This is a genomic window from Neisseria sp. RH3002v2g (assembly GCF_014596425.2).
In the GTDB taxonomy this organism is placed as follows: domain Bacteria; phylum Pseudomonadota; class Gammaproteobacteria; order Burkholderiales; family Neisseriaceae; genus Neisseria.
In genome coordinates this window covers 278,701-304,327 of the sequence record NZ_CP110721.1, presented here as the reverse complement: position 1 = coordinate 304,327, position 25,627 = coordinate 278,701, and the positions used below count along the sequence as shown (strand labels likewise).

General features: G+C 49.8%; 18 protein-coding genes. 11 read left to right on the top strand and 7 right to left on the bottom strand.

The features are described from left to right. Positions 1 to 316: 316 nt before the first annotated feature. The 5 genes from ppsA to BBP27_RS01410 all read left to right on the top strand — a co-directional run bounded on the left by ppsA (position 317) and on the right by BBP27_RS01410 (position 5,800). Positions 317 to 2,701 carry a phosphoenolpyruvate synthase gene (gene ppsA, locus BBP27_RS01430; RefSeq protein WP_188211486.1) on the top strand — a complete coding sequence of 795 codons (2,385 nt, stop codon included), beginning with the start codon at positions 317 to 319 and terminating at the stop codon, positions 2,699 to 2,701. A gap of 270 nt (positions 2,702 to 2,971) precedes the next feature. Further along, positions 2,972 to 3,676 (top strand): peptidoglycan DD-metalloendopeptidase family protein, encoded by a 705-nt coding sequence (locus BBP27_RS01425; protein ID WP_188211487.1) that lies wholly within the window; start codon positions 2,972 to 2,974, stop codon positions 3,674 to 3,676. 171 nt (positions 3,677 to 3,847) lie between these two features. Next, positions 3,848 to 4,342: a hypothetical protein gene (locus BBP27_RS01420; protein ID WP_036491298.1), complete on the top strand. Its 495-nt coding sequence runs from the start codon at positions 3,848 to 3,850 to the stop codon at positions 4,340 to 4,342. Positions 4,343 to 4,534: 192 nt separating this feature from the next. Next, complete coding sequence (locus tag BBP27_RS01415; RefSeq protein WP_188211488.1) at positions 4,535 to 5,494, top strand: DnaJ C-terminal domain-containing protein; 960 nt, start codon at positions 4,535 to 4,537, stop codon at positions 5,492 to 5,494. 15 nt (positions 5,495 to 5,509) lie between these two features. Then, positions 5,510 to 5,800: a chaperone modulator CbpM gene (locus BBP27_RS01410; RefSeq protein ID WP_188211489.1), complete on the top strand. Its 291-nt coding sequence runs from the start codon at positions 5,510 to 5,512 to the stop codon at positions 5,798 to 5,800. Between the two features lie 117 nt (positions 5,801 to 5,917). Here BBP27_RS01410 and BBP27_RS01405 read toward each other — a convergent pair whose 3' ends face one another. Next, complete coding sequence (locus BBP27_RS01405; protein ID WP_049343946.1) at positions 5,918 to 6,112, bottom strand: YbdD/YjiX family protein; 195 nt, start codon at positions 6,110 to 6,112, stop codon at positions 5,918 to 5,920. Beyond that, positions 6,102 to 8,183: a carbon starvation CstA family protein gene (locus BBP27_RS01400; RefSeq protein ID WP_188211490.1), complete on the bottom strand. Its 2,082-nt coding sequence runs from the start codon at positions 8,181 to 8,183 to the stop codon at positions 6,102 to 6,104. The genes BBP27_RS01405 and BBP27_RS01400 overlap by 11 nt, the downstream gene beginning before the upstream one ends. 332 nt (positions 8,184 to 8,515) lie before the next feature. Here BBP27_RS01400 and BBP27_RS01395 point away from each other — a divergent pair, with 332 nt between their 5' ends. After that, the gene (locus tag BBP27_RS01395; protein WP_188211491.1) at positions 8,516 to 9,259 is read left to right on the top strand and encodes a pseudouridine synthase; all 744 of its coding nucleotides are present in this window, start codon (positions 8,516 to 8,518) and stop codon (positions 9,257 to 9,259) included. A gap of 59 nt (positions 9,260 to 9,318) precedes the next feature. Here BBP27_RS01395 and alr read toward each other — a convergent pair whose 3' ends face one another. Next, positions 9,319 to 10,377: an alanine racemase gene (gene alr, locus BBP27_RS01390; RefSeq protein ID WP_188211492.1), complete on the bottom strand. Its 1,059-nt coding sequence runs from the start codon at positions 10,375 to 10,377 to the stop codon at positions 9,319 to 9,321. Between the two features lie 205 nt (positions 10,378 to 10,582). On the opposite strand from alr, the gene BBP27_RS01385 reads away from it, so the two are divergent. Beyond that, positions 10,583 to 11,044, top strand: a complete 462-nt coding sequence (locus tag BBP27_RS01385) for an Lrp/AsnC ligand binding domain-containing protein (RefSeq protein WP_003747450.1) — start codon at positions 10,583 to 10,585, stop codon at positions 11,042 to 11,044. A gap of 574 nt (positions 11,045 to 11,618) precedes the next feature. Continuing rightward, positions 11,619 to 12,956: a GTPase/DUF3482 domain-containing protein gene (locus BBP27_RS01380; RefSeq protein ID WP_188211493.1), complete on the top strand. Its 1,338-nt coding sequence runs from the start codon at positions 11,619 to 11,621 to the stop codon at positions 12,954 to 12,956. Positions 12,957 to 13,026: 70 nt separating this feature from the next. On the opposite strand, the gene BBP27_RS01375 is transcribed toward BBP27_RS01380, so the two are convergent. From BBP27_RS01375 to BBP27_RS01365, 3 genes are read right to left on the bottom strand one after another with little or no spacing between them, the layout of a single operon-like run. Next, a complete protein-coding gene (locus tag BBP27_RS01375) occupies positions 13,027 to 14,433 on the bottom strand; it encodes an efflux transporter outer membrane subunit (protein WP_188211494.1) in 1,407 nt (468 codons plus the stop codon). Between the two features lie 56 nt (positions 14,434 to 14,489). After that, the gene (locus tag BBP27_RS01370) at positions 14,490 to 17,702 is read right to left on the bottom strand and encodes an efflux RND transporter permease subunit (protein WP_188211495.1); all 3,213 of its coding nucleotides are present in this window, start codon (positions 17,700 to 17,702) and stop codon (positions 14,490 to 14,492) included. Between the two features lie 11 nt (positions 17,703 to 17,713). Next, entirely contained in the window at positions 17,714 to 18,982 is a 1,269-nt protein-coding gene (locus tag BBP27_RS01365; protein ID WP_070462002.1) for an efflux RND transporter periplasmic adaptor subunit, read from the bottom strand. 226 nt (positions 18,983 to 19,208) lie between these two features. Here BBP27_RS01365 and mtrR point away from each other — a divergent pair, with 226 nt between their 5' ends. Beyond that, positions 19,209 to 19,844 carry a multidrug efflux system transcriptional repressor MtrR gene (gene mtrR / locus BBP27_RS01360; protein ID WP_188211496.1) on the top strand — a complete coding sequence of 212 codons (636 nt, stop codon included), beginning with the start codon at positions 19,209 to 19,211 and terminating at the stop codon, positions 19,842 to 19,844. Positions 19,845 to 19,909: 65 nt separating this feature from the next. Here the strand turns inward: mtrR and ettA are convergent, their stop codons facing one another. After that, entirely contained in the window at positions 19,910 to 21,586 is a 1,677-nt protein-coding gene (gene ettA, locus BBP27_RS01355; RefSeq protein ID WP_107769254.1) for an energy-dependent translational throttle protein EttA, read from the bottom strand. 341 nt (positions 21,587 to 21,927) lie between these two features. Between ettA and BBP27_RS01350 the strand changes: the two genes are divergently transcribed. Continuing rightward, positions 21,928 to 23,280 (top strand): SLC45 family MFS transporter, encoded by a 1,353-nt coding sequence (locus tag BBP27_RS01350; protein WP_188211497.1) that lies wholly within the window; start codon positions 21,928 to 21,930, stop codon positions 23,278 to 23,280. A 76-nt stretch (positions 23,281 to 23,356) separates the two neighbouring features. Next, positions 23,357 to 25,615: a glycoside hydrolase family 65 protein gene (locus BBP27_RS01345; protein WP_188211498.1), complete on the top strand. Its 2,259-nt coding sequence runs from the start codon at positions 23,357 to 23,359 to the stop codon at positions 25,613 to 25,615. The last annotated feature ends 12 nt before the right edge of the window (positions 25,616 to 25,627 follow it).

The window sequence follows — 25,627 nt, the reverse complement described above, 5'->3', positions numbered from 1 at the left end:
TTGAACAATTTTTAGATTAGCATAATATTTTATTTTTTAATTTTTTGTAGAATTTTATTCTAAAATTGCAAAATAAATCTTGTTTATCAAATTTATTAACTTATTTTGTTTTCCATATTTAACAATAGGATAACTCACAAAAACATGAATCTGATATTCACATTTCAGAAGACTACACGCTTGAAAAGCACAGTATCACAGACGAATTTGTGATTTTAAAAAAGATAAAACACATGACAGCCATCAAACGAATGGCTACAATAAGCAGGCGGATTTGTTTCTTTTTTAACATTTTTGGATTGGATTGGACACACAAATGGCCGAAAACTACGTTATTTGGTTTGAAAACCTGCGTATGACTGACGTTGAGCGAGTGGGCGGTAAAAATGCCTCTTTGGGCGAAATGATCAGCCAACTGACTGAAAAAGGCGTACGCGTTCCCGGTGGTTTTGCGACCACTGCCGAAGCCTATCGCGCTTTCCTGGCTCACAATGGTCTGAGCGAGCGTATTTCCGAAGCCCTGAAACAACTGGATGTTGAAGACGTTGCCGAGTTGGCGCGCGTGGGTAAAGAAATCCGTCAATGGATTTTGGATACTCCGTTCCCTGAACAGTTGGATGCTGAAATCGAAACAGCTTGGAACAAAATGGTTGCCGATGCCGGCGGTGCGGACATTTCCGTTGCCGTACGTTCTTCCGCAACAGCAGAAGACCTGCCGGACGCTTCTTTTGCCGGTCAACAAGAAACCTTCTTGAACATCAACGGCTTGGAAAACGTTAAAGAAGCCATGCGCCATGTATTCGCTTCCCTGTACAACGACCGTGCCATTTCTTACCGTGTCCACAAAGGCTTCGAACACGACATCGTCGCCCTTTCCGCAGGCGTACAACGCATGGTGCGCTCCGACAGCGGCGCGTCCGGTGTGATGTTCACCATCGATACCGAGTCCGGTTACGACCAAGTCGTTTTCGTTACCTCTTCTTACGGCCTGGGCGAAAACGTCGTACAAGGCGCGGTCAACCCTGACGAATTCTATGTATTCAAACCTACTTTGAAAGCAGGCAAACCAGCTATCCTGCGTAAAACCATGGGTTCGAAACAAATCAAAATGATCTTTACCGACAAAGCTGAAGCCGGTAAATCTGTAACCAACATCGATGTACCTGAAGAAGACCGTCAACGCTTCTCCATTACCGACGCTGAAGTAACCGAGTTGGCCCATTACGCGCTGACTATCGAAAAACACTACGGCCGCCCAATGGACATCGAATGGGGCCGCGACGGTTTGGACGGCAAACTCTACATCTTGCAAGCCCGTCCTGAGACTGTAAAATCCCAAGAAGACAGCAGCCGCAACCTGCGCCGCTTCTCCATCAACGGCGAAAAAGTTGTCTTGTGCGAAGGCCGTGCCATCGGTCAAAAAGTCGGCCAAGGCAAAGTACGCCTGGTGAAAGATGCCTCCGAGATGGATTCCGTTGAAGCAGGCGACGTACTCGTTACCGACATGACCGACCCGGATTGGGAACCGGTGATGAAACGTGCTTCCGCCATCGTGACCAACCGCGGCGGCCGTACCTGTCACGCAGCGATTATCGCGCGTGAATTGGGTATTCCTGCCGTAGTCGGCTGCGGCGACGCAACCGATCTGCTTTCAGACGGCCAAGAAGTTACCGTATCTTGTGCCGAAGGCGATACCGGCTTCATCTACTCCGGCCTGCTGGACGTACAAATTACCGATGTTGCTTTGGACAACATGCCTAAAGCACCTGTCAAAGTGATGATGAACGTTGGCAACCCTGAATTGGCATTCAGCTTCGCCAACCTGCCTAGCGAAGGCATCGGCTTGGCACGTATGGAATTCATCATCAACCGTCAAATCGGTATCCACCCTAAAGCCTTATTGGAATTTGACAAACAAGACGACGAATTGAAAGCGGAAATTACCCGCCGCATCGCCGGCTATGCCTCCCCTGTCGACTTCTATGTCGATAAAATCGCAGAAGGCGTAGCAACTTTGGCTGCTTCGGTTTACCCACGCAAAACCATCGTCCGTATGTCTGACTTCAAATCCAACGAGTACGCCAACTTGGTGGGCGGCAGCATTTACGAACCGCACGAAGAAAACCCAATGTTGGGCTTCCGCGGCGCGGCGCGTTATGTCGCTGAAAGCTTCAAAGACTGCTTCGCACTCGAGTGCAAAGCCTTGAAACGCGTCCGTGACGAAATGGGTTTGACCAACGTCGAAATCATGATTCCATTCGTCCGCACTTTGGGTGAAGCCGAAGCTGTTGTCAAAGCCCTGAAAGAAAACGGTTTGGAACGCGGCAAAAACGGCCTGCGCCTGATCATGATGTGCGAGTTGCCGAGCAACGCTGTATTGGCAGAACAATTCCTGCAATACTTCGACGGCTTCTCCATCGGCTCTAACGACATGACCCAGCTGACCCTCGGCCTCGACCGTGACAGCGGTTTGGTATCCGACTCCTTCGACGAACGCAATCCTGCCGTTAAAGTGATGTTGCACTTGGCAATCTCTGCCTGCCGCAAACAAAACAAATACGTCGGTATTTGCGGTCAAGGCCCGTCAGACCATCCGGACTTTGCCAAATGGCTGGTTCAAGAAGGTATCGAGAGCGTATCGCTCAACCCTGATACCGTGATTGAAACTTGGCTGTATCTGGCTAACGAATTGAACAAATAAGTTCGATAATACAAAAATCCCCTGCCCGTTTATCTCGGCAGGGGATTTTTATTGCCTTATTCAATGCCGTCTGAAAGAACTTTCACGTTCTTTTACCTTTTCAAAAAAGTCCCTTTGCATCAAAAAGATATAAAAATATTCAGCCATACCCACAAATTCTCAATGGTACTATATTGCCTCTCCGCATTTTATCCCATGCCTTTTGAGTGAACCTTTTTTCACTCTTCCTATCTATCATACACAGCATAACGATACCTTTAGAAACAACCCATGAATACAACCTTTATTTCCACCTTTCAGACGGCCTTGAAACGTCTGGCCTTCATCAGCACCATTGCCGTCTTAGCAGCCTGCGCCGGCAACAACACTTCTTCCAACCGCGCCGTACCCGACGGTTACTACAAAGTCCGCCCCGGCGATACCCTGACCCAAATCGCCAAACGCTACGGACAAAACGTCAATACACTGGTTGCATGGAATAACCTTCCCAACGCCTCACAAATCGAAGTCGGCCAAGTATTGCGCGTCCGCCGTCATGTTGCCTCCCGCAATACTGCTACGCAGCAACGCCAAGCAACCGCCGTTACCCCGATCAACCGGTTAAGCTTGCAATGGCCGACCGATAACGCCTCATCTTCCATTATCCAACGCTACAACGGCACAACCAGCAAAGGCATAGATATTGCAGGCACACAAGGCCAACAAATCCGTTCTGCCGCAGCCGGTACCGTCATCTACGTTGGCGAAGAAGTCCGCGGCTACGGCAAGCTGATTTTGATCAGCCACAACGACTACACCATTACCGCCTACGCCCACAACGACACGCTTTTAGTACAAAAAGATCAAAAAGTCCAAGCAGGCCAAGTTATCGCCACCATGGGCAGCAGCGATACAGACAGCGTCAAGCTGCATTTTGAAGTTCGTCTGAACGGCAAAGCAGTCGATCCCCTGCCTTATTTGACCAGAACGAATTAATGCCCCAATCAAAAGGCCGTCTGAAATACTGTTATTTCAGACGGCCTTTTGATTATCTTGCTATAACAGCCATTTCAACAAAATCTTTTCCTATTTAACTTATGTTGATTGAGTGTAAACGCCGTTATACAATAACAACTCTTTTTAACATTCTATTTTAGGTGCTCTACTATGTCTCCTAACCGCATCCTTGCAACCGCATTCTTGTTTGCTTCTGCATTTGCCAGCGCAGATGTCCATATTGATGAAAGCATCCCTTACCGTCATGCAGAAGAAATCGATACCCGTATCGTTTCCGAGTGTTTACAAATTGGCAACGTCATGTCCAAATCTTTGCAAGAAACTGCAGCCAAAAGTGATGTAACTATTGTCCGTGACGGTAAAAAACAAGGCACATACGCAGATATCTCCATTACTTCCGCCATGAGCGCAGGCGTAGCCTTTGTCGGCCACGCCAAAAGTATTACAGCCGTTGCCACTTTGTATGTTGATGGCGAAGAAGTCAATAAAAAAACCTTTACCCGCAATTCTTCCGGCGGCATGCTCGGTGTTTATAAAAGCTCTTGCGCCGTCTTAAATCGCACTTCTAAAGTCTTGGGTTCAGATATTGCCCAATGGATTGTTAGCGAACAAAAAACGCTCAAGACAAATAAAACCCCAATTTGATAAAGGCCGTCTGAAAAACCGTATTTCAGACGGCCTTTATATTTTCTATTTCTCTAGAAACAAAGAAATAAATTATCCATTAATCATTGTCAGAGATAGAGAATTTTATTTCCAACGCCCTTGATTTTAGAATATCCACCCTCAATTATTAAAACTATAAGAATTTTGTATATGAGCAGTCAAAGGAATAACATGGCAGAAAAAAACTATTATGAAATACTGGGCGTTGCCAAAGATGCGGATGAGGCCGAAATCAAAAAAGCCTACCGAAAACTGGTGCGCAAATACCACCCCGATGTCAGCAAAGAACCTGACGCAGCCGAACGTACGGTAGAAATCAACCGTGCCTACGAAACGCTTTCCGACAAAGAAAAGCGGGCCGAATACGATGAAATGTTGGCTAATCCTTACGGACGCAGCGCCGGAGGCAATCCGTTCGGTCAAGGCGGCAATCCGTTTGGCAATGGATTTAACGGCGGCGGCTTCCGCTATGAACGTCATGAAGGCGAGCCGTTCGGAGCGGGAGACTTCAATTTTGAAGATCTGTTTTCATCATTCCGCCAATCCCACACTCGTTCCGAGCAACCCCGCGGCCCAATAAAAGGCGAGGATCAACATGCTGAATTGAGTATTGATATTTACGCAGCGTATGTTGGCGCAGAACGTAGCATGACTTTGAATGTGCCGACTCTAGACGAATACGGACGTGCGGTTTATCAAAATAAAACCCTCAACGTCAAAATCCCCAAAGGCATTGCAGAAGGCCAACAAATCCGTTTGGCCGGTCAAGGTTTGCCGGGATATAACGGCGGTGAAAACGGTGACTTGTACTTAAAAATCAAGTTCCACAACCAACCTGATTTATACGTCAAAAACAGGAAAGACGTATATCAAACAATAGATGTCAAACCTTGGGAAGCCGTATTGGGCGGCAAAATCATCGTCCCTACCGCATCAGGCCGCTTGCAGGTCAATCTGCCTGCCAACAGCCAAAGCGGTAAAAGCATCCGCCTTAAAGGCAAAGGTATTCCTGCCAAAGAAGCCGGAGACCTTTATCTCAATATCCGCATTAATGTTCCGCCAGTAGAGAGCGAAGCCGACCGTGCCGCATGGGAAAAATTGGCTGAACACTTTGCCGCGAAACAAGCATAAGAGAAAGGATAAATTATGATTCAGTCCTCCGATGTTACCCTTACTTTTGAAGAAATTGTTGCCGCCAGCAGCTGCCGTCGCGATTGGCTGTTGGAACTTATAGCAGAAGACATCATCAGCATCGATGGTGCGCCCGAAAAAAGCACCTTCAGTGGTTTTCATCTTGCCCGCATCCGTCGCGCACAACGCTTAAGCCGTGATTTTGAAGCCGGCATTCCCGCATTGGGGCTGATTATGCGGCTGTTGGACGAGGTGGAAGAGCTCAGAAAAATACAGCGTCCGCTGGTACTGCTCGAAGATGAGTAAATATTGGCAAGTTGTTCGCTTAAATATTGATGGCAAGACAAAATCTTTGATGTTTATTGATATTCCATAATAAAAGGCCGTCTGAAAATATTTTCAGACGGCCTTTTTATACCTTCATTAACAACAGCGTCCGCCGTTGCTGCCGCAACGGCGTTTGCGGCAGTAGTCTTGGAATTGCAGCTCGGTCATGACCGGCGCGTTGGGATTATGTTTGCGCTGACGGGCAACGTAGTTTTCATAATCCGGGACACCGGCCATCAAGTTTGCTGTCAGCTTGATGGTTTTCCACCAAGATGCGAGCTTATGCTTCACTCTGAGCCTCCGGCTGTTTGCTGTCGCGGTACACTGCCGGAATTTCTTTAGCAGTTGGCCAACCGACTTTGCGGGCTTTCATGGCGGTACGGAAACCGTACACGGCGACAATCACGACAACTGCCAAGAACAAAGCGGTCAGACCGGCATTGATTTGGTCATTGAAGATGATTTGTGACATTTCGCCAATGTCTTTAGCCGGAGCAAGGACTTCGCCTGAAGCCAAGGCATCGCGGTATTTGCCTGCGTGAGCCAAGAAGCTGACGCGCGGGTCGCTGTGGAACAGTTTTTGCAAACCGGCATAGCAGGTTACGAACAATACGCCGACAGCAGGAACCAAAGTTACCCATACATAGCGGTCGCGTTTCATTTTCACCAAGACAACGGTACACATAATCAACGCTACGCCTGCCAGCATTTGGTTGGCGATACCGAACAGAGGCCAGAGCGAGTTGATGCCGCCCAGAGGGTCGGTTACGCCGGTATAGAGGAAGTAACCCCACAATGCCACGGCAAAGAATGTGGCAACCAGGTTGGCAGGGATAGAGTCGGTGTTACCGAAAGGTTTGTAGAAAATACTGCCCAAGTCTTGGATCATGAAACGGGCTACGCGCGTACCGGCATCAACCGCGGTCAGGATGAACAAGGCTTCAAACAGCAAGGCAAAGTGATACCAGAACGCCATCATGGCTTCGCCCGGAATCAGACGGCTCATGATGTGCGCCATACCGACTGCGAGGGTTGGCGCGCCGCCTGCACGGGACAGAATGGTGTTTTCGCCCACTTCTTTAGCAGTATGCAACAAGGTTGCGGCATCAACAGAGAAATTCAGTTTAGTGGTGATGACTTCGGCAGCAGTGTTGGCATCTGTGCCAATCAGCGCAGCCGGGCTGTTCATCGCGAAGTACACGCCTGGATCAAGCGAAGCGGCGGCGGCCAGAGCCATAATGGCCACAAAGCTTTCCATAATCATGCCGCCGTAACCGATCATGCGGACGTGGGTTTCGTTTTCCACCATTTTTGGCGTAGTACCGGAAGAAATCAGCGCATGGAAGCCTGAAACCGCACCACAAGCAATGGTAATGAACAAGAATGGGAACAACGCACCGGAGAATACCGGGCCTGAACCATCGATAAAGTGGGTAACTGCAGGCATTTGCAGGGTTGGGTTAACAATAACGATACCCAAAGCCAAAGCTGCAATCGTACCGATTTTCAGGAAGGTGGACAGATAGTCGCGCGGAGTCAGCAAGAGCCAAACCGGCAATACGGAAGCCACGAAACCGTAAATCATAATCGCCCAAGTCAGCTGAATGCCGTCAAGGTCGAACCAGTGACCGAAGGAGCTGCGGGCAACATCTTCACCGTAAATCACGGCCAACATCAGCAAAATAAAGCCGACGATGGAAATCTCGCCGATTTTGCCCGGACGGATATAACGGGTGTAAATACCCATAAACAGGGCAATCGGCATAGTCGCTGCGATGGTGAACGTACCCCAAGGGCTGTGAACCAATGCTTTCACAACAATCAGCGCCAACACCGCCATAATGATGACCATAATCATCAAAATACCGATGGATGCAATCACGCCGGGAACGGTACCGAGTTCTTGTTTCACGATATCGCCCAAAGACTTACCGTCACGGCGCATGGAGACGAACAAGACCATCATATCCTGTACGGCACCGGCAAACACCACGCCGAAGATAATCCACAAAGTACCGGGCAGATAACCCATTTGCGCTGCCAATACAGGACCGACCAAAGGACCTGCGCCGGCAATAGCGGCAAAGTGGTGGCCGAACAGTACGCCTTTATGTGTGGGAACATAGTCCAAGCCGTCATTGTGGCGTTCTGCCGGAGTCAGACGGTTAGGATCAAGCTGCATCACACGGTTGGCAATGTAAAGACTGTAAAAACGGTAGGCAATACAGTATACCGAAATGGCGGCCGTAACCATCCAAATCGCACTGACCTGCTCGCCGCGACTGAGGGCCAAAGTGGTAAAGGAGGCCAGGCCGACCAAAACCACAATGCCCCAAATCAAAAATGATTTGAGCGATTTCATTGATTTATCCTTAAAACGTGATACACGAAAGCTGGTTTTAGCGACAAACTGCCTTCATGCTCTTTAGAAAGACCAATCATTTTAGTCTTTATAGATTTTATGAGTGAAATGTCATTTCAACCCGAATTCGACAAAAAACAAAATAATTAGTTCGCCCGTAAGGTTAACACAAACAGACAATATACCCTTCATTTTTTACTTCAAATCCAAATATTCCTTAACATATAGCAAACGCAAGGCCGTCTGAAAACCCAAAAATTCAGTTTTCAGACGGCCTGACAAACGGTCAATGCTATAATCCGACATTCCCATTTCTTCTATATTGCCATACCATGCAAAACAACGATTCCGAAACCATGCGCCTCTCCAAACGCATGGCGCAATTGGGCTTATGCTCGCGCCGCGAGGCAGACAGCTACATCGAGCAAGGCTGGGTCAAAGTCAACGGCCAAACCGCCGTACTCGGTCAAAAAGTCACCGAGCGTGACCGCATCGACTTCAACAAACAAGCCCATGAAAAACAAGCAGCGCGCGTAACCATCCTGCTGAATAAGCCCGTCGGCTACGTCAGCGCGCAGGCAGAAAAAGGCTATAAATCCGCCGCCGAACTCATTACCGCCGACAACCATTGGGAAGGCGACGACAGCCGTATCCCTTTCAATGAAAAACACAAATTCGGCTTAGCCCCGGCCGGCCGCCTGGACATCGACTCTGTCGGATTATTGGTGCTTACCCAGGACGGCCGCATTGCCAAACAACTGATTGGCGAAAACAGCAGCAGCGAAAAAGAATACCTCGTCCGCGTCCGCGGCAAACTGGACGACAAAGGCCTCGCCCTACTCAACCACGGCTTGAGTTTGGACGGAGAAAAATTGCGCCCCGCCAAAGTCGAATGGCAAAACGAAGACCAATTGCGCTTTATTTTGCGGCAAGGCAAAAAACGCCAAATCCGCCGCATGTGCGAGCTGGTCGGCCTGCGCGTTGTCGGCTTGAAACGCATCCGCATGGGCAAAGTCAAACTCGGCAGACTGCCGCCGGGCAAATGGCGTTATTTACGCGCTGACGAATCGTTTTAATTGCAGATAACAAAAAGGCCGTCTGAAAACATATTTCAGACGGCCTGATCTTTGACTGCTTACTCGATATAAGTGAACTTCGCACGTTTAATATTGCAGAGGATTTCGTACGGAATCATACCGGCAACTTCGGCAACTTCATTAATATTAATCACATCACCCCAAAGCTCGACTTCCGCGCCCAAACCCTCTTTCGAGGCTTCCAGCTCAACCGTAATCATATCCATAGACACCCTGCCGATAATACGGCTGCGTTTGCCATTGATGGCAACCGGAGAATTAGTGGAAGCGCGACGCGGATAACCGTCTGCATAACCGCAGGCAATCAAACCGACACGGGTGGATTTGCTGGTGTAGAACGTTGCGCCGTAACCAATCGGAGAATGCGGCTGCAACACACGCTCGCCGAAAACGCGGGAAATCAGACGCATAACAGGTTTCAAACGCTCATCCACGCCGCCGAAAGGCGAAATACCATACAAGGCCAGACCGGCACGGCCCCAATCGCGGCGCGCTTCAGGCACGTTCAAAATCGCGGCGGAATTGGCCAGGCTCTCCTCTCCTTCCAAACCCTCGCAGGCCAAATCAAATGCTTCAAGCTGCATTTCGGTCATGCCGTTTTCCGGCTCATCCGCGCAAGCAAAATGGCTGAATTTCACAATGTTTTCAACCGATTCGGATTGTTTCAATGCCGTATAGGCGGCGGCATAGTTATGCGGAAAGAAACCGGCACGGTGCATACCAGAGTCCATTTTCAGCCATACGGTTGTCGGACGTTGCCACTCATGATGTGCAAACGCCTCCAGCTGCCATTGGCTGCCGATTGCCGGCCATAAATCATAACGGTCAACATCCGCATACTCTGCAGCCTCAAACACGCCTTCCAATAAAACAATCGGATTTTTAATGCCGTTTTGACGCAATTCCACGCCTTCATCTACCGTTGCCACCGCAAAACCGTCGGCAATATCCGCCAACGCATGTGCACATCTGACCGCACCATGCCCGTAAGCATCGGCCTTAATCACAGCCAACAATTTATTGCCGTGCAACTCTTTAAGAAGACGATAATTTTGACGTAAATTATCCAAACGGATTTGCGCATTGAGCGGACGCATAATGTATTCCTCTTATCGGCATCCGTTTCAGACGGCCTGCCCTATTACTTTGAAGCGAATATTATAGGTCAAAAACCATACAGGATTCCATGAAATACACAAGATTAATATCTTCCTTTCGCCTTACCTTTAGGATTTATGCTTCTTCTGAGCCTGTTTTAAGGTTATGATGTCATCCAAATTGAAAATGACAGATATCAAAGCCATGAAAGAACTCGACAAAACCGACTTAAAAATTCTCAAGCTCCTGCAACAAAACGCACGCATCCCCATGACCGAATTGGCTGAAAAAGTCGGCCTCTCCACTACGCCGGTAACCGAACGCGTCCGCCGCTTGGAACGCGACAACCTCATCACCGGCTATCACGCCCATCTGAATCCACATGCCTTAGGTCAAAGCCTCTTGGTCTTTGTCGAACTGAAACTGCGTTCAAAATCCGGCAATATTTTTGAAGACTTCAAACGCGAAGTGCTGAAGATTCCGCAAATTTTGGAATGCCACTTGGTCTCCGGCGAATACGACTACCTCATCAAAGTCCGCCTGCCCAATATGTCCGCCTATCGCGATATGCTCGGCAATATCCTACTGCAACTGCCGGCTGCAGCCGAAAGCCGCAGCTATGTTGTCATGGAAGAAGTCAAAGAAGAAGTAGTATTAGACATCTAATTCCATTCAACCAACAAAGGCCGTCTGAAAGATTACAACATTCAGACGACCTTTGTTTTAAACAGGCAAAAAAAATGCACACATCCGATAGAATGTGTGCCAAGTCTACAAAGGAGAAATAGAGGAGAAACTATTAACTGACTACTCGAACCAGCTAACGAAACGAATTATGCAACAAGAGATTCAACCGTGCAAGTATTTTTCTTGTAAAGTTTCTTAATTATCCAATTTACAGAACTTAAATGTAATCATGTTTCAATGCAGATAAAAAAATGCGCATACCGTTTCGATATGCGCCAAGTCTACAAAGGAGAAATAGAGGAGAAAAATCAAGCTGCATCAAGCAACTCAACGGCGCGAATTATCCTAGCCTTCTACCCGACTGTCAACTGTTTTCCTACCTATTTTCAAGCATTTTGCCAAAAAACAACAAATCCGCTATTCCCCTCTTTTTCTGGCTATTTTCGCCCATATATAAAGAAAATTTAGGGCCGTCTGAAACACATATTGCCACTGCAGGCAAACAGCCCCATACTCACACATCCATAGCCCATATCCGTCCCAACCCACGACCATGACCACCCCACTTTCCCTTGCCGTCGTCGGCCATACCAACACAGGCAAAACCTCACTCTTACGCACGCTTTTGCGCGACAGCACCTTCGGCGAAGTAAAAAATGCGCCCTCGACCACGCGCCATGTCGAAGAAGCCCTCATCAACGATGGCGACGACAGCTTGGTTTACCTCTACGACACACCTGGCCTCGAAGATGCCGGCGGCGTGTTGGACTGGCTGGAAACCCACACATCCGCACGCGATGACGGCATCGAGCGCATTCAGCAATTCCTTAACAACCATGAAGCGCATCACGAATTCAACCAAGAGGCCAAAGTGCTGCGCCAAGTCATGCAAAGCGACATGGCCATGTATGTCATCGATGCGCGGGAGCCCGTCCTTAACAAATACAAAGACGAGCTGACCATTTTGTCTTGGTGCGCCAAGCCCATCATGCCTGTGTTCAACTTTACCCAAAATCAAGACCTGACCGCTTGGACCAATATGCTCGCCCGCAGAAACCTGCATGTTTACGCCGGTTTCGATACCGTTGCGTTTGACTTTGAAGGCGAAATCCGATTGTGGGACAACCTTGCCACCATGTTACCGAAACGCGACATCCTCGACCGCCTTATCAATATGCGCCGTCGCGAGTGGCAACGGCTGGATACGGAAGCGCGCCGTGAAATTGCCGATTTTCTACTGGATGCTGCCGCATTCACCCAAGAAATTGCCGAAAACGATGACCCTGCCCCGACTTTGGAAGTCATGCAATCGGAAATCCGCCAACTTGAGCGGCAAATGCAACAACGCCTGTTCACACTTTACCGCTTCTATCACGACGAAGTCGGCAGCGACAGCACATGGATGCCCAAAGCCTTCAAACAAGATCCGTTTGACAGCGAATTGCTCAAACATTACGGCATCCGTACCGGTACCGGCGCAACCGCAGGCGCACTCATCGGCCTAGGCTTGGACATTGCCACGCTTGGCGGTTCGCTTGGTTTGGGTACGGCCATCGGCGGACTGTTGGGCGGCATTTTGCCCAATGCCCAAGACATCACCGACAAAATCAACGGCCGACAAACCCTGCATACCGATCCGGAAACCCTTACCCTGCTCGCCGCGCGTGCGCTGGATTTGTTGCACGTCTTGCAAACGCGCGGCCATGCCGCCCAATCTCATATCGAGCTAAACGAACGCAAAGCGCCATGGAATGCGGCCAAACTGCCAAGCGAACTCAACAAAGCACGCAGCAACCGCAAATGGTCTTCGCTCAACACACACCAGCCCGAACTCAGCCGTAACGAACGCGCAGCCTATGTCGGTTCTTTAAGCGAGAAATTAAAAGTTTAAAATCGCTGTTGAACAAAAAGGCCGTCTGAAACCCAAATGTTTCAGACGGCCTTTTAATCTTAGCAAATACTTATTCGGCAGCTTTGGTTTCGCGTTTCAAACCGCCGCCAAGTGCTTTATACAAGTCGGCAAGGTTTTCCAGACGGGTCAGCTGATTGGCTAAAAGAGCAGTTTCTGCGCTGTAACTGCTACGCTCGGCATCCAGCAAATCCAATGCGCTGGATACACCATGTTTGTAGCGCAGGCTGATGAGGCGCAGGCTGTCGTTGTAGGCGCGGCTTTGTTTGCTCAAAGCGTCATAGCTTTTATCCAGCTGTTCGCGTGCAATCAACGCATTGGAAACGTCTTTGAATGCAGATTGAACAGCGGCTTCATAAGCAACGATTTGTGCCTGTTGGCGCAGTTTGGCTACGTCAAGATTGGCTTTGTTTGTGCCCCAGTCAAAGATAGGCAGGGTGATGGACGGTGCAAAAGCCCAAATACCTGTGCCGCTCTTAAACAGGCCGCTCAACTCGCCGGAAGCGGTACCGACCGAACCGGTCAGGCTGATGCGCGGGAAAAACGCCGCACGTGCCGCACCGATATTGGCATTAGCTTGTCTGAGCGCGTGTTCGGCCGCACGGATATCTGGACGGTTGAGCAACACGTCCGAACTCAAACCGGCAGGCAGTTTGGTCATTTTGAACTGCTTGCTCAAAGGCAGACCGGCAGGCAAGTCTTCGGGTAAAGGTTGATTAATCAACATAGCCAAAGAATTGCGCGCTTGCTCGCGGTTCTTTACCGCGGATGCGTAATCAGCTTTGGCCGATTCGATCAGCGCTTCCTGTTGGCGCAAATCAACGGCGGAAATCACGCCGGCCTTATGGCGCAATTGCGAGAGCTTGTAAGTCGCTTCACGGGTTTGCAACACGCGTTGTGCCAATGCCATAGATTCCTCAGCGTAGCGTTCGTTAAAGTAGGCTTTGGCGACGGTAGAAATCAAGGTCAGATGGGCGGCATCTCGATTGGCAGCCACATTAAAATAACCTTGCAACGCGGCTTCGCTGGTGCTGCGGACACGGCCGAAGAGGTCAAGCTCATAAGAGGCTGCGCCCAAACCCACGCTGTATTGGCTGCTAACGCTGCCGCCACTCAAACTGCCTTGACGCGAACCTGTACCGCTGGCATTGACGGTTGGCAACAAATTATTACGCGCAATCATGTATTGCTTGCGGTAGATTTCCGCATTCAGCGCGGCTGTACGCAAATCGGTATTGCGTTCCAATGCGATGTCGATCAGGCGGTGAAGGCGAGGATCGGCAAAGTAATCTTGCCAACCCAATTCGGCTGCACGGATACCGTCGTCAACAGTGTCGTATTTAAACGTATCGGCCACGGCAACTTGAGGCTGCTCATATTTCGGCATCATGGTACAGGCCGACAAAGCCACGGCGGCGGCAACGGCGGTCAGTACAGGTTTGAATGTAATCTTCTTCATTTTAGAATCCTTTAGCATTTTGAGGCCGTCTGAAAAGTTTTCAGACGGCCTTTGCTTTAGTGCTTGTCTGAATCGTGTTTACCGTCTTCAATCATGCCGGCTTCAGCGGCGTGTTTGGCGGCCATCTCATGCTCGTGTGCAGTTTCTTTAAAGAATTTGCGCACAACCACATAGAACAAAGGCACAAGGAACACGGACAGAATCGTACCGATCAACATACCCCAGACCACGGTCGTACCAATCGCACGTTGGCTGGCGGAGCTGGCACCGCTGGCAACATAAAGCGGTACCACGCCCAAGATGAAGGCAAACGAAGTCATGATAATCGGACGGAAACGCAAGTGTGCGGCGGCAAGCGCAGCTTCAAGCGCGCTCTTGCCTTGCGCTTGCAGGTCTTTGGCAAACTCGATAATCAAAATCGCGTTTTTCGCACTCAAACCCATCACCGTAACGAAACCGACTTGGAAGTAGATATCGTTGGCGTATGCCGGAATACTGCCCAGCAGCGCTTCAAACATGTTGCGGCCGGTCACGCCCAATGCCGCGCCAATCAAGCCCAACGGAATCACAAGGATAACCGCCAACGGGATAGACCAGCTTTCGTACAAAGCAGCCAATACCAAGAATACAGCGGCAGCGGCCAATGCATACAACACGACAGTTTGCGAGCTGCCTTTGGCCTCTTCACGAGACTGGCCGCCCCATTCCAGGCTGTAACCGCCACCCATGTCATCAACCATTTGCTGTACCGCAGCCATGGCTTGACCGGAAGACACGCCATTAACAGGCGAGCCGGAAAGCTCCATTGCCGGATAACCATTGAAGCGGACGCTTTGTTCCATACCGTTTTCCCAAGAAACAGTAGCAATGGTAGAAAGCGGTACGGCAACGCCGGATTTATTCGGTACAGTCAGGTTCAGAATATCGGCAGGCTGCATACGGGCACTCGCATCAGCTTGTACCATCACGCGTTGCAGACGGCCTTGATTCGGGAAGTCGTTTACATAAGACGAACCCAAAGCAGAAGCCAAAGCAGTACGGATGTCAGAGAACGAAATACCTTGTGCTGCTGCGGCAGAGCGGTCGATGTCGATTTTCAACTGCGGCGCATCTTCCAAACCGCTCGCACGAACGGTACTTGGGTTAAACAAACCGCTTTTGCGCATTTTGTCAATCAACTCATTGCGCTTGGCCAATAATGCGGCATGGCCGCTGTTGTTACGGTCTTGCAGGTAAATCGTCAAGCCGGAGCCTGTACCCAATTCCATAATGGCAGGAGGCACAATCGCCAAACCGAAACCGTCTTTCAGCGTAGCCATCATCATGCCGGTCAACTTACCGGAAATAGAAGTCACATCGCTGCCCGGAGCAGTACGTTCGCTCCAGTCTTTCAGAATGACAAAGCCCAAAGCCATGTTTTGGCCGGAACCGCTAAAACTAAAGCCGGAAACGGTAACAATGTTCTCGATCTCAGGTACAGATTTCGCCAGTTGAGTGATTTGAGCCAAAGTTGCATCGGTACGCTCTTTGGTCGCGCCGGCAGGCAGCTGTACGCTCAACATCAAGTTACCTTGGTCTTCAGTCGGCAAGAAGGAAGTCGGCAGACGCATAAACAGGAATACGCCCACAACAGTCAAACCGATATAGACAACCATCATGCGCAAAGTCTTGCGCAAGACTTTGGCTACCCAGCCTTCGTAGCCGTGTGTCCAGTTGTCGAATTTCTTGTTAAACCAACCGAAGAAACCTTTTTTCTCTTCGTGATGACCCTTCTGAATCGGTTTGAGCATGGTGGCACACAATGCCGGAGTCAGCGTCAAGGCAAGAAATGCGGAGAAGCCGATCGATGCCACCATAGTCAAGGCAAACTGTTTGTAAATGTTACCGGTTGCACCGCTAAACATCGCCAGCGGCACAAATACGGACATCAACACGGCAGTAATACCGATCACCGCGCCGGAAATCTGACCCATCGCTTTTTTGGTTGCAGCCTTAGGCGACAGACCTTCGCTCGCCATAATACGCTCAACGTTTTCAACGACCACAATCGCATCATCGACCACAATACCAATTACCAATACCATCGCAAACATGGTCAATACGTTAATCGACATACCCATATATGAGATAAAGGCAAAACCGCCCAACAGGGAAATCGGCACGACAATAGTCGGAATCAGCGTATAGCGGATATTTTGCAGGAAGAGATACATCACCAAGAATACCAATACGATGGCTTCCAAAAGTGTATGGATCACTTTCTCAATCGAAATTTCCACAAATTTGGAAGTATCGTAAGGAATTTTCCAGCTCATGCCGTCTGGAAAATACTTCTGCAAAACCGCCATTTTTTCTTTCACGGCAGTCGCCGTTGCCAAAGCGTTACCGCTGTTAGACAACATCACTGCCATACCGGTGGTGTTCACACCGTTCAAGCGGGTGGAAGAAGAATAATCCTGCATACCCAAGCTGACTTTGGCAACGTCTTTCAGATAGACATTAGAACCATCGGTATTGGATACCAAAATGATGTTGCCAAACTCTTCAGCAGTGCTCAGCTGACCTTGCGCCGTCACAGTTGCTGAAATAGTCTGACCTGCAGCCGCCGGCAAAGAACCGATAGAGCCTGCAGAAATTTGGATATTTTGTGTCGCAAGCGCATTGGTTACCGTTGCAAAAGACAGGTTGTAGTTTTGCAGTTTTTTCGGGTCAACCCAAATACGCATGGCGCGTTGCGCACCAAACAATTGTACCTGCCCTACCCCGTCAATACGCTGCAGTTCAGGAATGATATTGCGCTGGGCGTAATCGTTCATTTCCTCAATGGATTGCTTTTCAGAAGAAAGCATGACCACTTGCAAGAAGTTGGAACGCGCTTTAGATACGGTTACACCATATTGCTGTACGGTAGACGGCAATGTGGACAACACTTCCGACAATTTGTTCTGCACGTCTACCTGCGCCAAATCTTCATTGGTTTCCGGTGTAAACGTCAGACTGACGCTGCCGCTGCCACTGGAATTGGCAGAAGTCGTCATATAGTCCAAACCTTCCACACCGTACATATTACGTTCGATAACGGCCAGTACGCTGTCTTCCATTACCTGAGCCGAAGCGCCCGGATAAGTAGCGCGCAAAGTAATAGTCGGTGCAGCAACGGACGGATATTGGGAAATCGGCAGTTTTTGAATGCCGAAAATACCCGCTGCGATGATAAAAATCGCAATAACCCATGCAAAGATGGGGCGGTCAATAAAAAACTTAGACATTCACGCGTTCCTTATTTGGCTTCAGATGCAGCTTTAGCTTCAGGCTTGGCCTCGGATGCAGCCTGGCCATCTGAAACTGCCGGTGCTGCTGCCGCAGCACTTGCAGGCGGCGTCCATTCTTTCGGCGTTACCTGTTTAGCACCCGACATAGCGGCAATGCTGATGCCTTCAACAATCACTTTGTCGCCGTCTTTCAGGCCGTCTGTAATCACCCAATTGCTACCTTGCTGTTGGGCAATGGTCACGACACGCGCTTCCATTTCGCTCTTGTCATTCACCACCATCACCGTATCTTGCGAACCGCGGGTAACTGCTTGTTGCGGCACTACAAATGCATTATCCACTGCCACTTGTTCCATCAACACGCGCACATACAAGCCCGGCATCAAGATATTTTTGTCATTAGGAATAGCGGCGCGCAATGTAATTTGGCCGGTCGTTTCGTTAACAGTCGGATCTGCAAACAGCAGACGGCCTTTTTCAGGATAAACCGCACCATCGTCAAATTTGATGCCCACTTCAATCGCGCCGTTTGCCGCCAACAATTTGCCTTCTGCAACCTGTTGACGCAGTTTCATAACCTCACTGGCAGATTGGGTAACGTTGACATACATCGGGTTGGTTTGTTGGATGGTGGCCAAAACAGTGGTATCGCCGGCATTCAACAGCGTACCTTCAGAAACTTTAGATTGACCGATAAAGCCGGAAATCGGCGCAGTAATGCGGGAGCGGTTCAGGCTGATACCGGCAGATTTGATGGCTGCTTGAGCGGATTTGACGCCTGCTTCGGCTGAGCGCTTGGCGGTTACGGCCGCATCGTATTCTTGTTGGCTGATGGCATCGGCGGCAACCAGCGGTTTGTAGCGGGCCAAGTCGGCATTCGCTTTAGCCAAAGTCGCTTGCGCACTCGCCAACTGGGCGCGTGCGCTTTCTAAGTTTGCTTCATAAGTTGAGCTGTCGATTTGGTACAAAGGCTGACCGGCTTGCACATAGCTGCCTTCTTGGAACAGGCGTTTTTGCAAAATACCGCCGACTTGGGCGCGAACTTCGGCAGTACGCAACGATTCCAGACGGCCCGGCAACTCGGTTGTCAATGCAACGGTTTCCGGATGCACGGTAACCACGCGGACTTCAGGCGCAGGTTGATTTTGCTGTTGCTGACTGCCTTGCGCCTGTTGGCCGGCTGCCTTCTCATCGCCTTTGCCGCAAGCAGAAAGCGCCAATGCAGTAGCCGCCGCAATCGCCGCGACACGCATCATTTTAGAAGCATAAAGAGCCATAATTTTCCTATCTCTATGATAAATAAGGGTTTGACTAATTAAAAATTGATTACTTTAATTTCATATTTCATAAGCAGAAATTGCCTGCTTTTGTGAAAAACAGGCTGATTATATAGTGTTGAGAAACACTATATAATATTAAATTGAATTATACATACATTCTTGCATGTTCAGAAGTAATTTTTTATAATCCGAACCATAAATTTACATTTCCTACAAAACAACTATGAGAAGAACCAAAACCGAAGCCTTAAAAACCAAAGAATATCTCATGCTTGCCACATTGGATACGTTTTATCAGAAAGGCATTGCCCGCACCTCGCTTAACGAAATTGCCCAAGCCGCAGGCGTAACGCGCGGCGCGCTGTATTGGCATTTCAAAAACAAAGAAGATTTGTTTGACGCCTTGTTCCAACGGATTTGCGACGACATCGAAAGCTGCATAAAAGAAGACTCGAACAACAATAACGAACAGGCTTGGTCAAGCTTCCGACTGACTCTGACCCGTTTTTTCGAGCGCCTGCAACACAACGAGCTTCACTATAAATTCCACAGCATTTTGTTTTTAAAATGCGAACACACCGAGCAAAACGAGACGGTCATTGCCATCGCTAAAAAACACCAAGCACTATGGCGTGAAAAAATCGTTGCTGTCCTGACTGATGCGGTACAACAAAAAGCATTGGCGGATAATTTGGATATCGATATGGCAGTCATCTTCATCAAGTCTTCATTAGACGGCTTGATTTGGCGCTGGCTTTCTTCAGGTCAAGGCTTCGATTTGGCGCAAACTGCCCCACGCATGATTGAAATCATCATTGATACATTGGAAAACCATCCGCAATTAAGAAAACAATCATAAACATCAAAAATAAAAGGCCGTCTGAAACATTAAAAGTTTCAGACGGCCTTTTGGTTCAAACCTGCTTAACGTGTTACCGGTTTATAACGGATACGTTTCGGTTTCGCGCCTTCTTCACCCAAACGGCGTTTCTTGTCGGCTTCGTATTCTTGATAGTTGCCGTCAAAGAACACCCATTTAGAGTCGCCTTCACAAGCCAAAATATGCGTAGCGATACGGTCGAGGAACCAGCGGTCGTGCGAAATCACCATCACGCTGCCGGCAAATTCCAGCAATGCATCTTCCAGCGCGCGCAGGGTTTCCACGTCGAGGTCGTTAGACGGTTCGTCCAGCAGCAACACATTACCGCCGCTCAACAAAGTTTTTGCCAAGTGCAGACGGCCGCGTTCGCCACCAGACAATTGACCTGCAATTTTGCTTTGGTCGCTGCCTTTGAAGTTGAAGCGTCCCAAATATTGGCGGGCTGGAATTTCAAACTGACCAACCTGCAAAATGTCGCGGCCTTCGGCGATGTTGTCGAACACGGTTTTGTCGTTTTGCAAACCTTCGCGACTTTGGTCAATCAAGCTCATTTTCACGGTTTGGCCGATTTTCACTTCGCCGGAATCAGGCTGCTCTTTGCCCGAAATCATTTTGAACAGCGTAGATTTACCCGCGCCGTTCGGGCCGATTATGCCGACAATCGCGCCAGCAGGTACTTTGAAGCTCAAATCGTCAATCAGCACTTTATCGCCAAACGATTTGGAAACGTTCACAAACTCAATCACTTCATTACCCAAACGCTCGGCAACAGGGATAAAGATTTCCTGAGTTTCGTTGCGTTTTTGGTATTCGTAGTTGCTCATTTCTTCAAAACGAGCCAAACGCGCTTTAGACTTGGCTTGGCGGCCTTTGGCATTTTGGCGCACCCATTCCAATTCCTGCTTCATCGCCTTCACGCGTGCAGCTTCAGACTTCGCCTCGTTTTCCAAGCGTTTTTCTTTCTGCTCCAGCCAAGACGAGTAATTGCCTTTCCACGGAATACCGTGTCCGCGGTCGAGTTCCAAAATCCATTCGGCGGCGTTGTCGAGGAAATAGCGGTCGTGCGTTACAGCAACGACTGTACCGGGGAAGCGGACCAAGAATTGCTCCAGCCATTCGACAGATTCCGCGTCCAAGTGGTTGGTCGGCTCGTCCAGCAAAAGCATATCAGGTTTACTCAACAAGAGTTTGCACAAAGCCACACGGCGTTTTTCACCGCCGGACAGATTGCCGATTTTGGCATCCCATTCCGGCAGGCGCAGCGCATCGGCGGCGATTTCCAATTCATGTTCCGCACCGCCGCCGGTAGATGAACCAGCCGCAATAATCGCTTCCAAGCGACCTTGTTCTTCCGCCAATGCGTCAAAATCCGCATCAGGATTGGCATACTCGGCATACACTTCTTCCAAGCGTTTCTGCGCAGCAGCTACTTCGCCCAAACCGCTTTCCACTTCCTCGCGCACGGTTTTCTCAGGATCAAGCTCAGGCTCTTGCGGCAGGTAGCCGATTTTAATGCCGCCCATCGGCACGGCTTCGCCCTCAAATTCTTTATCCACGCCCGCCATAATCCGCAGTACAGTAGATTTACCCGCACCGTTCAAACCGAGCAAACCGATTTTTGCACCAGGAAAGAATGAAAGGGAAATGTCTTTAATAATGGTTTTTTGCGGCGGCACAACCTTGCTCACGCGCAGCATAGAATAGACGTATTGTTGGGACATAGTTTTCTCGTTTCCGTCAAACAAATTTCAGACGGCCCATTTTAACCTATTGCCCCAATACTTGCTTGTTCAAATGCCGTCTGAAAATAGAAATAAGCATCAAAATATACACCGAGCCGAACCGATACCCTCATTGCCCGACGGTATCAATGCCAAACCGCAGAAAATTTGATTTAAGCCAGTTTATCCTTGAACTGGCATTGCCAATATCCGGCGCGCTTCATAAAATGCACCTAATATCCTTGAAAGTACGCACACAAACAATAACGACAGAGAACACCACACCAAGGAACCTTTCAGATTTCTCAATAAAAATACTTTTTAAAAAAAGGATTTACCTCATGTCGGAAAATACGCAAAAAACAGCAAAACAAGGTTTGCCGTCACTGGCAAAAAGTACGATTTGGATGCTGAGCTTCGGCTATCTCGGCGTTCAGACGGCCTTTACCCTGCAAAGCTCACAAATGAGCCGAATTTTTCAAACTTTAGGCGCCGACCCGCACAATTTGGGCTGGTTTTTCATTCTGCCCCCATTGGCCGGCATGTTGGTTCAGCCAATTGTGGGCTACTACTCAGACCGCACTTGGATGCCGCGCCTGGGCGGCCGCCGTCTGCCCTATCTGCTTTACGGTACGCTGATTGCGGTCATCGTCATGATTCTGATGCCGAACTCGGGCAGCTTCGGTTTTGGCTACGCTTCCTTGGCGGCTTTGTCGTTTGGTGCGCTGATGATTGCGCTGTTGGACGTATCCTCCAATATGGCAATGCAGCCGTTTAAAATGATGGTCGGCGACATGGTCAACGAGGAGCAGAAAAGCTACGCCTACGGGATTCAAAGTTTCTTAGCGAATACGGGCGCGGTTGTGGCGGCGATTCTGCCGTTTGTGTTTGCGTATATCGGTTTGGCGAACACGGCCGAAAAAGGCGTCGTGCCGCAGACCGTGGTCGTAGCATTCTATGTGGGCGCAGCGTTGCTGATTATTACCAGTGCGTTCACCATCTTCAAAGTCAAAGAATACGATCCGGAAACCTACGCCCGCTATCACGGCATCGATGTCGCCGCGAATCAGGAAAAAGCCAACTGGTTCGAACTTTTGAAAACTGCGCCTAAAGCGTTTTGGACGGTTACTTTGGTACAATTCTTCTGCTGGTTTGCCTTCCAATATATGTGGACTTACTCGGCAGGCGCGATTGCGGAAAACGTTTGGCAGACAACCGATGCCTCCTCCGTAGGCTACCAAGAAGCAGGCAACTGGTACGGCGTTTTGGCGGCGGTACAATCCATTGCTGCCGTTATCTGCTCGTTTATTCTGGCAAAAGTACCGAATCAATACCATAAAGTCGGTTATTTCGGTTGCTTGGCTTTGGGTGCGCTCGGTTTCTTCTCCGTTTTCTTCATCAGCAATCAATACGCGCTGGTGTTGTCTTACACCTTAATCGGTATTGCGTGGGCCGGTATCATTACCTATCCTCTGACGATTGTGACCAATGCCCTCTCAGGCAAACACATGGGTACTTATTTGGGCCTGTTCAACGGCTCTATCTGTATGCCTCAAATCGTCGCTTCGCTGCTGAGTTTCGTCCTCTTCCCTATGCTGGGCAGCCATCAGGCAACCATGTTCTTGGTTGCCGGCGCAGTCTTGCTGATGGGGGCTTTCTCAGTATGCCTGATTAAAGAGACACACGGCGAATAATCCGTTTCAACACCATCGGCAAAGGCCGTCTGAAACCTTTGCCGATCTGACAATTTTAATAACAGGAGCTTCATAAATGTACACGAGAATCATGGAAGTTAGCCCTTGGACACTGCGTTCGACAAAACTGGAAAAAGAGCACAAACGGCTGCAAGAGAGCCTGACCAGCTTGGGCAACGGCTATATGGGTATGCGCGGCAACTTTGAAGAAACCTACTCCGCCGACAGTCACTTGGGTACCTACATCGCCGGTGTGTGGTTCCCCGACAAAACCCGCGTCGGCTGGTGGAAAAACGGCTATCCCAAATATTTCGGCAAAGCCATCAATGCGCTCAATTTCAGCAAAGTCAAAATCTTTGTCGATGGTCAAGAAGTGGACTTGGCGAAAAACGACGTTGCCGACTTCTCCGTCGAACTCGATATGCAGCACGGCGTGTTGCGCCGCTCATTCACCGTATTCGGCGTGCGTTTCGATGTGTGCAAATTCCTGTCGGTCGCACAAAAAGAGCTGGCTCTCATCCGCTGGGAAGCCGTATCCGTTGACGGCAAAACCCACCAAGTCCGCATCGATTCCATCATCGATGCTGATGTGAAAAACGAAGACTCCAACTACGAAGAAAAATTCTGGCAGGTATTGGACAAAGGCGTTTCAGACGACCGCTCCTACATTGCCACCCAAACCGTCGCCAATCCTTTCTGCGTAGAGCAATTCATCGTCAACGCCGAGCAAACCTTCGCTAGCAGTTTCAAAGCCCTCGGCGGCAGCCAAACCGACTGGCAAGTTTCTAATTCTTTCGAGGCCGAAGTCGGCGGCACACCCAAAACCTTTGAAAAACGCGTGATTGTTACCACCAGCCGCGATTATCAGGGCTTGGAAGCGGTGAAAGCCGCAGGCCGCGCCTTGTCGGAAAAAATCGCAGGCGTTGCATTTGAAACCTTGTTGGACGCACACAAAGCAGGCTGGCTGCACCGTTGGGAAATCGCCGACGTGGTTATCGAAGGCAGCGATGAAGCGCAGCAAGGCATCCGCTTCAACCTGTTCCAACTGTTCTCCACCTACTACGGCGAAGACGCGCGCCTGAACATCGGCCCCAAAGGCTTTACCGGCGAAAAATACGGCGGCGCGACCTATTGGGACACCGAAGCCTACGCCGTGCCGCTCTACCTCGCACTGGCGGAACCCGAAGTTACCCGCAACCTGCTGCAATACCGCCGCAACCAACTGCCGCAGGCGCAGCACAACGCGCGCGAACAGGGCTTGGCGGGCGCACTCTATCCGATGGTGACGTTTACGGGCATCGAGTGCCACAACGAATGGGAAATCACCTTTGAGGAAATCCACCGCAACGGCGCAATTCCTTACGCCATCTATAACTACACCAACTACACCGGCGATGAAAGCTATCTTGCCAAAGAAGGCTTGGAAGTCTTGGTCGAAGTGTCCCGCTTCTGGGCGGACCGCGTCCACTTCTCCAAACGCAACGGCAAATACATGATTCACGGCGTAACCGGCCCGAACGAATACGAAAACAACATCAACAACAACTGGTACACCAACACCCTCGCCGCATGGGTATTGGACTACACCCGCGAAGCCTTGGCGAAATACCCGCGTCCGGATTTGAACGTGAGGGCCGCCGAGTTGGAAAAATGGGCGGACATCAGCGCGAATATGTACCGTCCGCATGACGAAGAACTCGGCGTATTCGTACAGCACGACGGCTTCCTCGACAAAGACATCCGCCCCGTGTCCGCGCTTTCGCCCGACGATTTGCCGCTCAACCAGAAATGGTCGTGGGACAAAATCCTGCGTTCGCCTTTCATCAAACAGGCGGACGTATTGCAAGGCATCTACTTCTTCGGCGACCGTTTCAATATGGACGAAAAACGCCGCAACTTCGACTTCTACGAACCGATGACCGTGCACGAAAGCTCGTTGTCGCCGTGTATCCACTCCATCCTTGCCGCCGAACTGGGCAAAGAAGAAAAAGCCGTGGAAATGTACCAGCGCACCGCCCGCCTGGACTTAGACAACTACAACAACGACACCGAAGACGGCCTGCACATCACCTCCATGACCGGCTCGTGGCTCGCCATCGTCCAAGGTTTCGCCCAAATGAAAACCTGGGGCGGCAAACTCAGCTTCGCACCGTTCCTGCCGAGTGCGTGGACAGGCTATGCCTTCCACATCAACTACCGCGGCCGTTTGATTAAAGTCGCCGTCGGCAAAGAAAACGTCGTCTTCACCCTGCTCAAAGGCGAACCGCTCGATTTGCAGGTGTACGGCAGAGACATCACGCTCAACGGCAGCCACACCGTCGCGTTGGAAAAATAAGGAGGGCGCAAA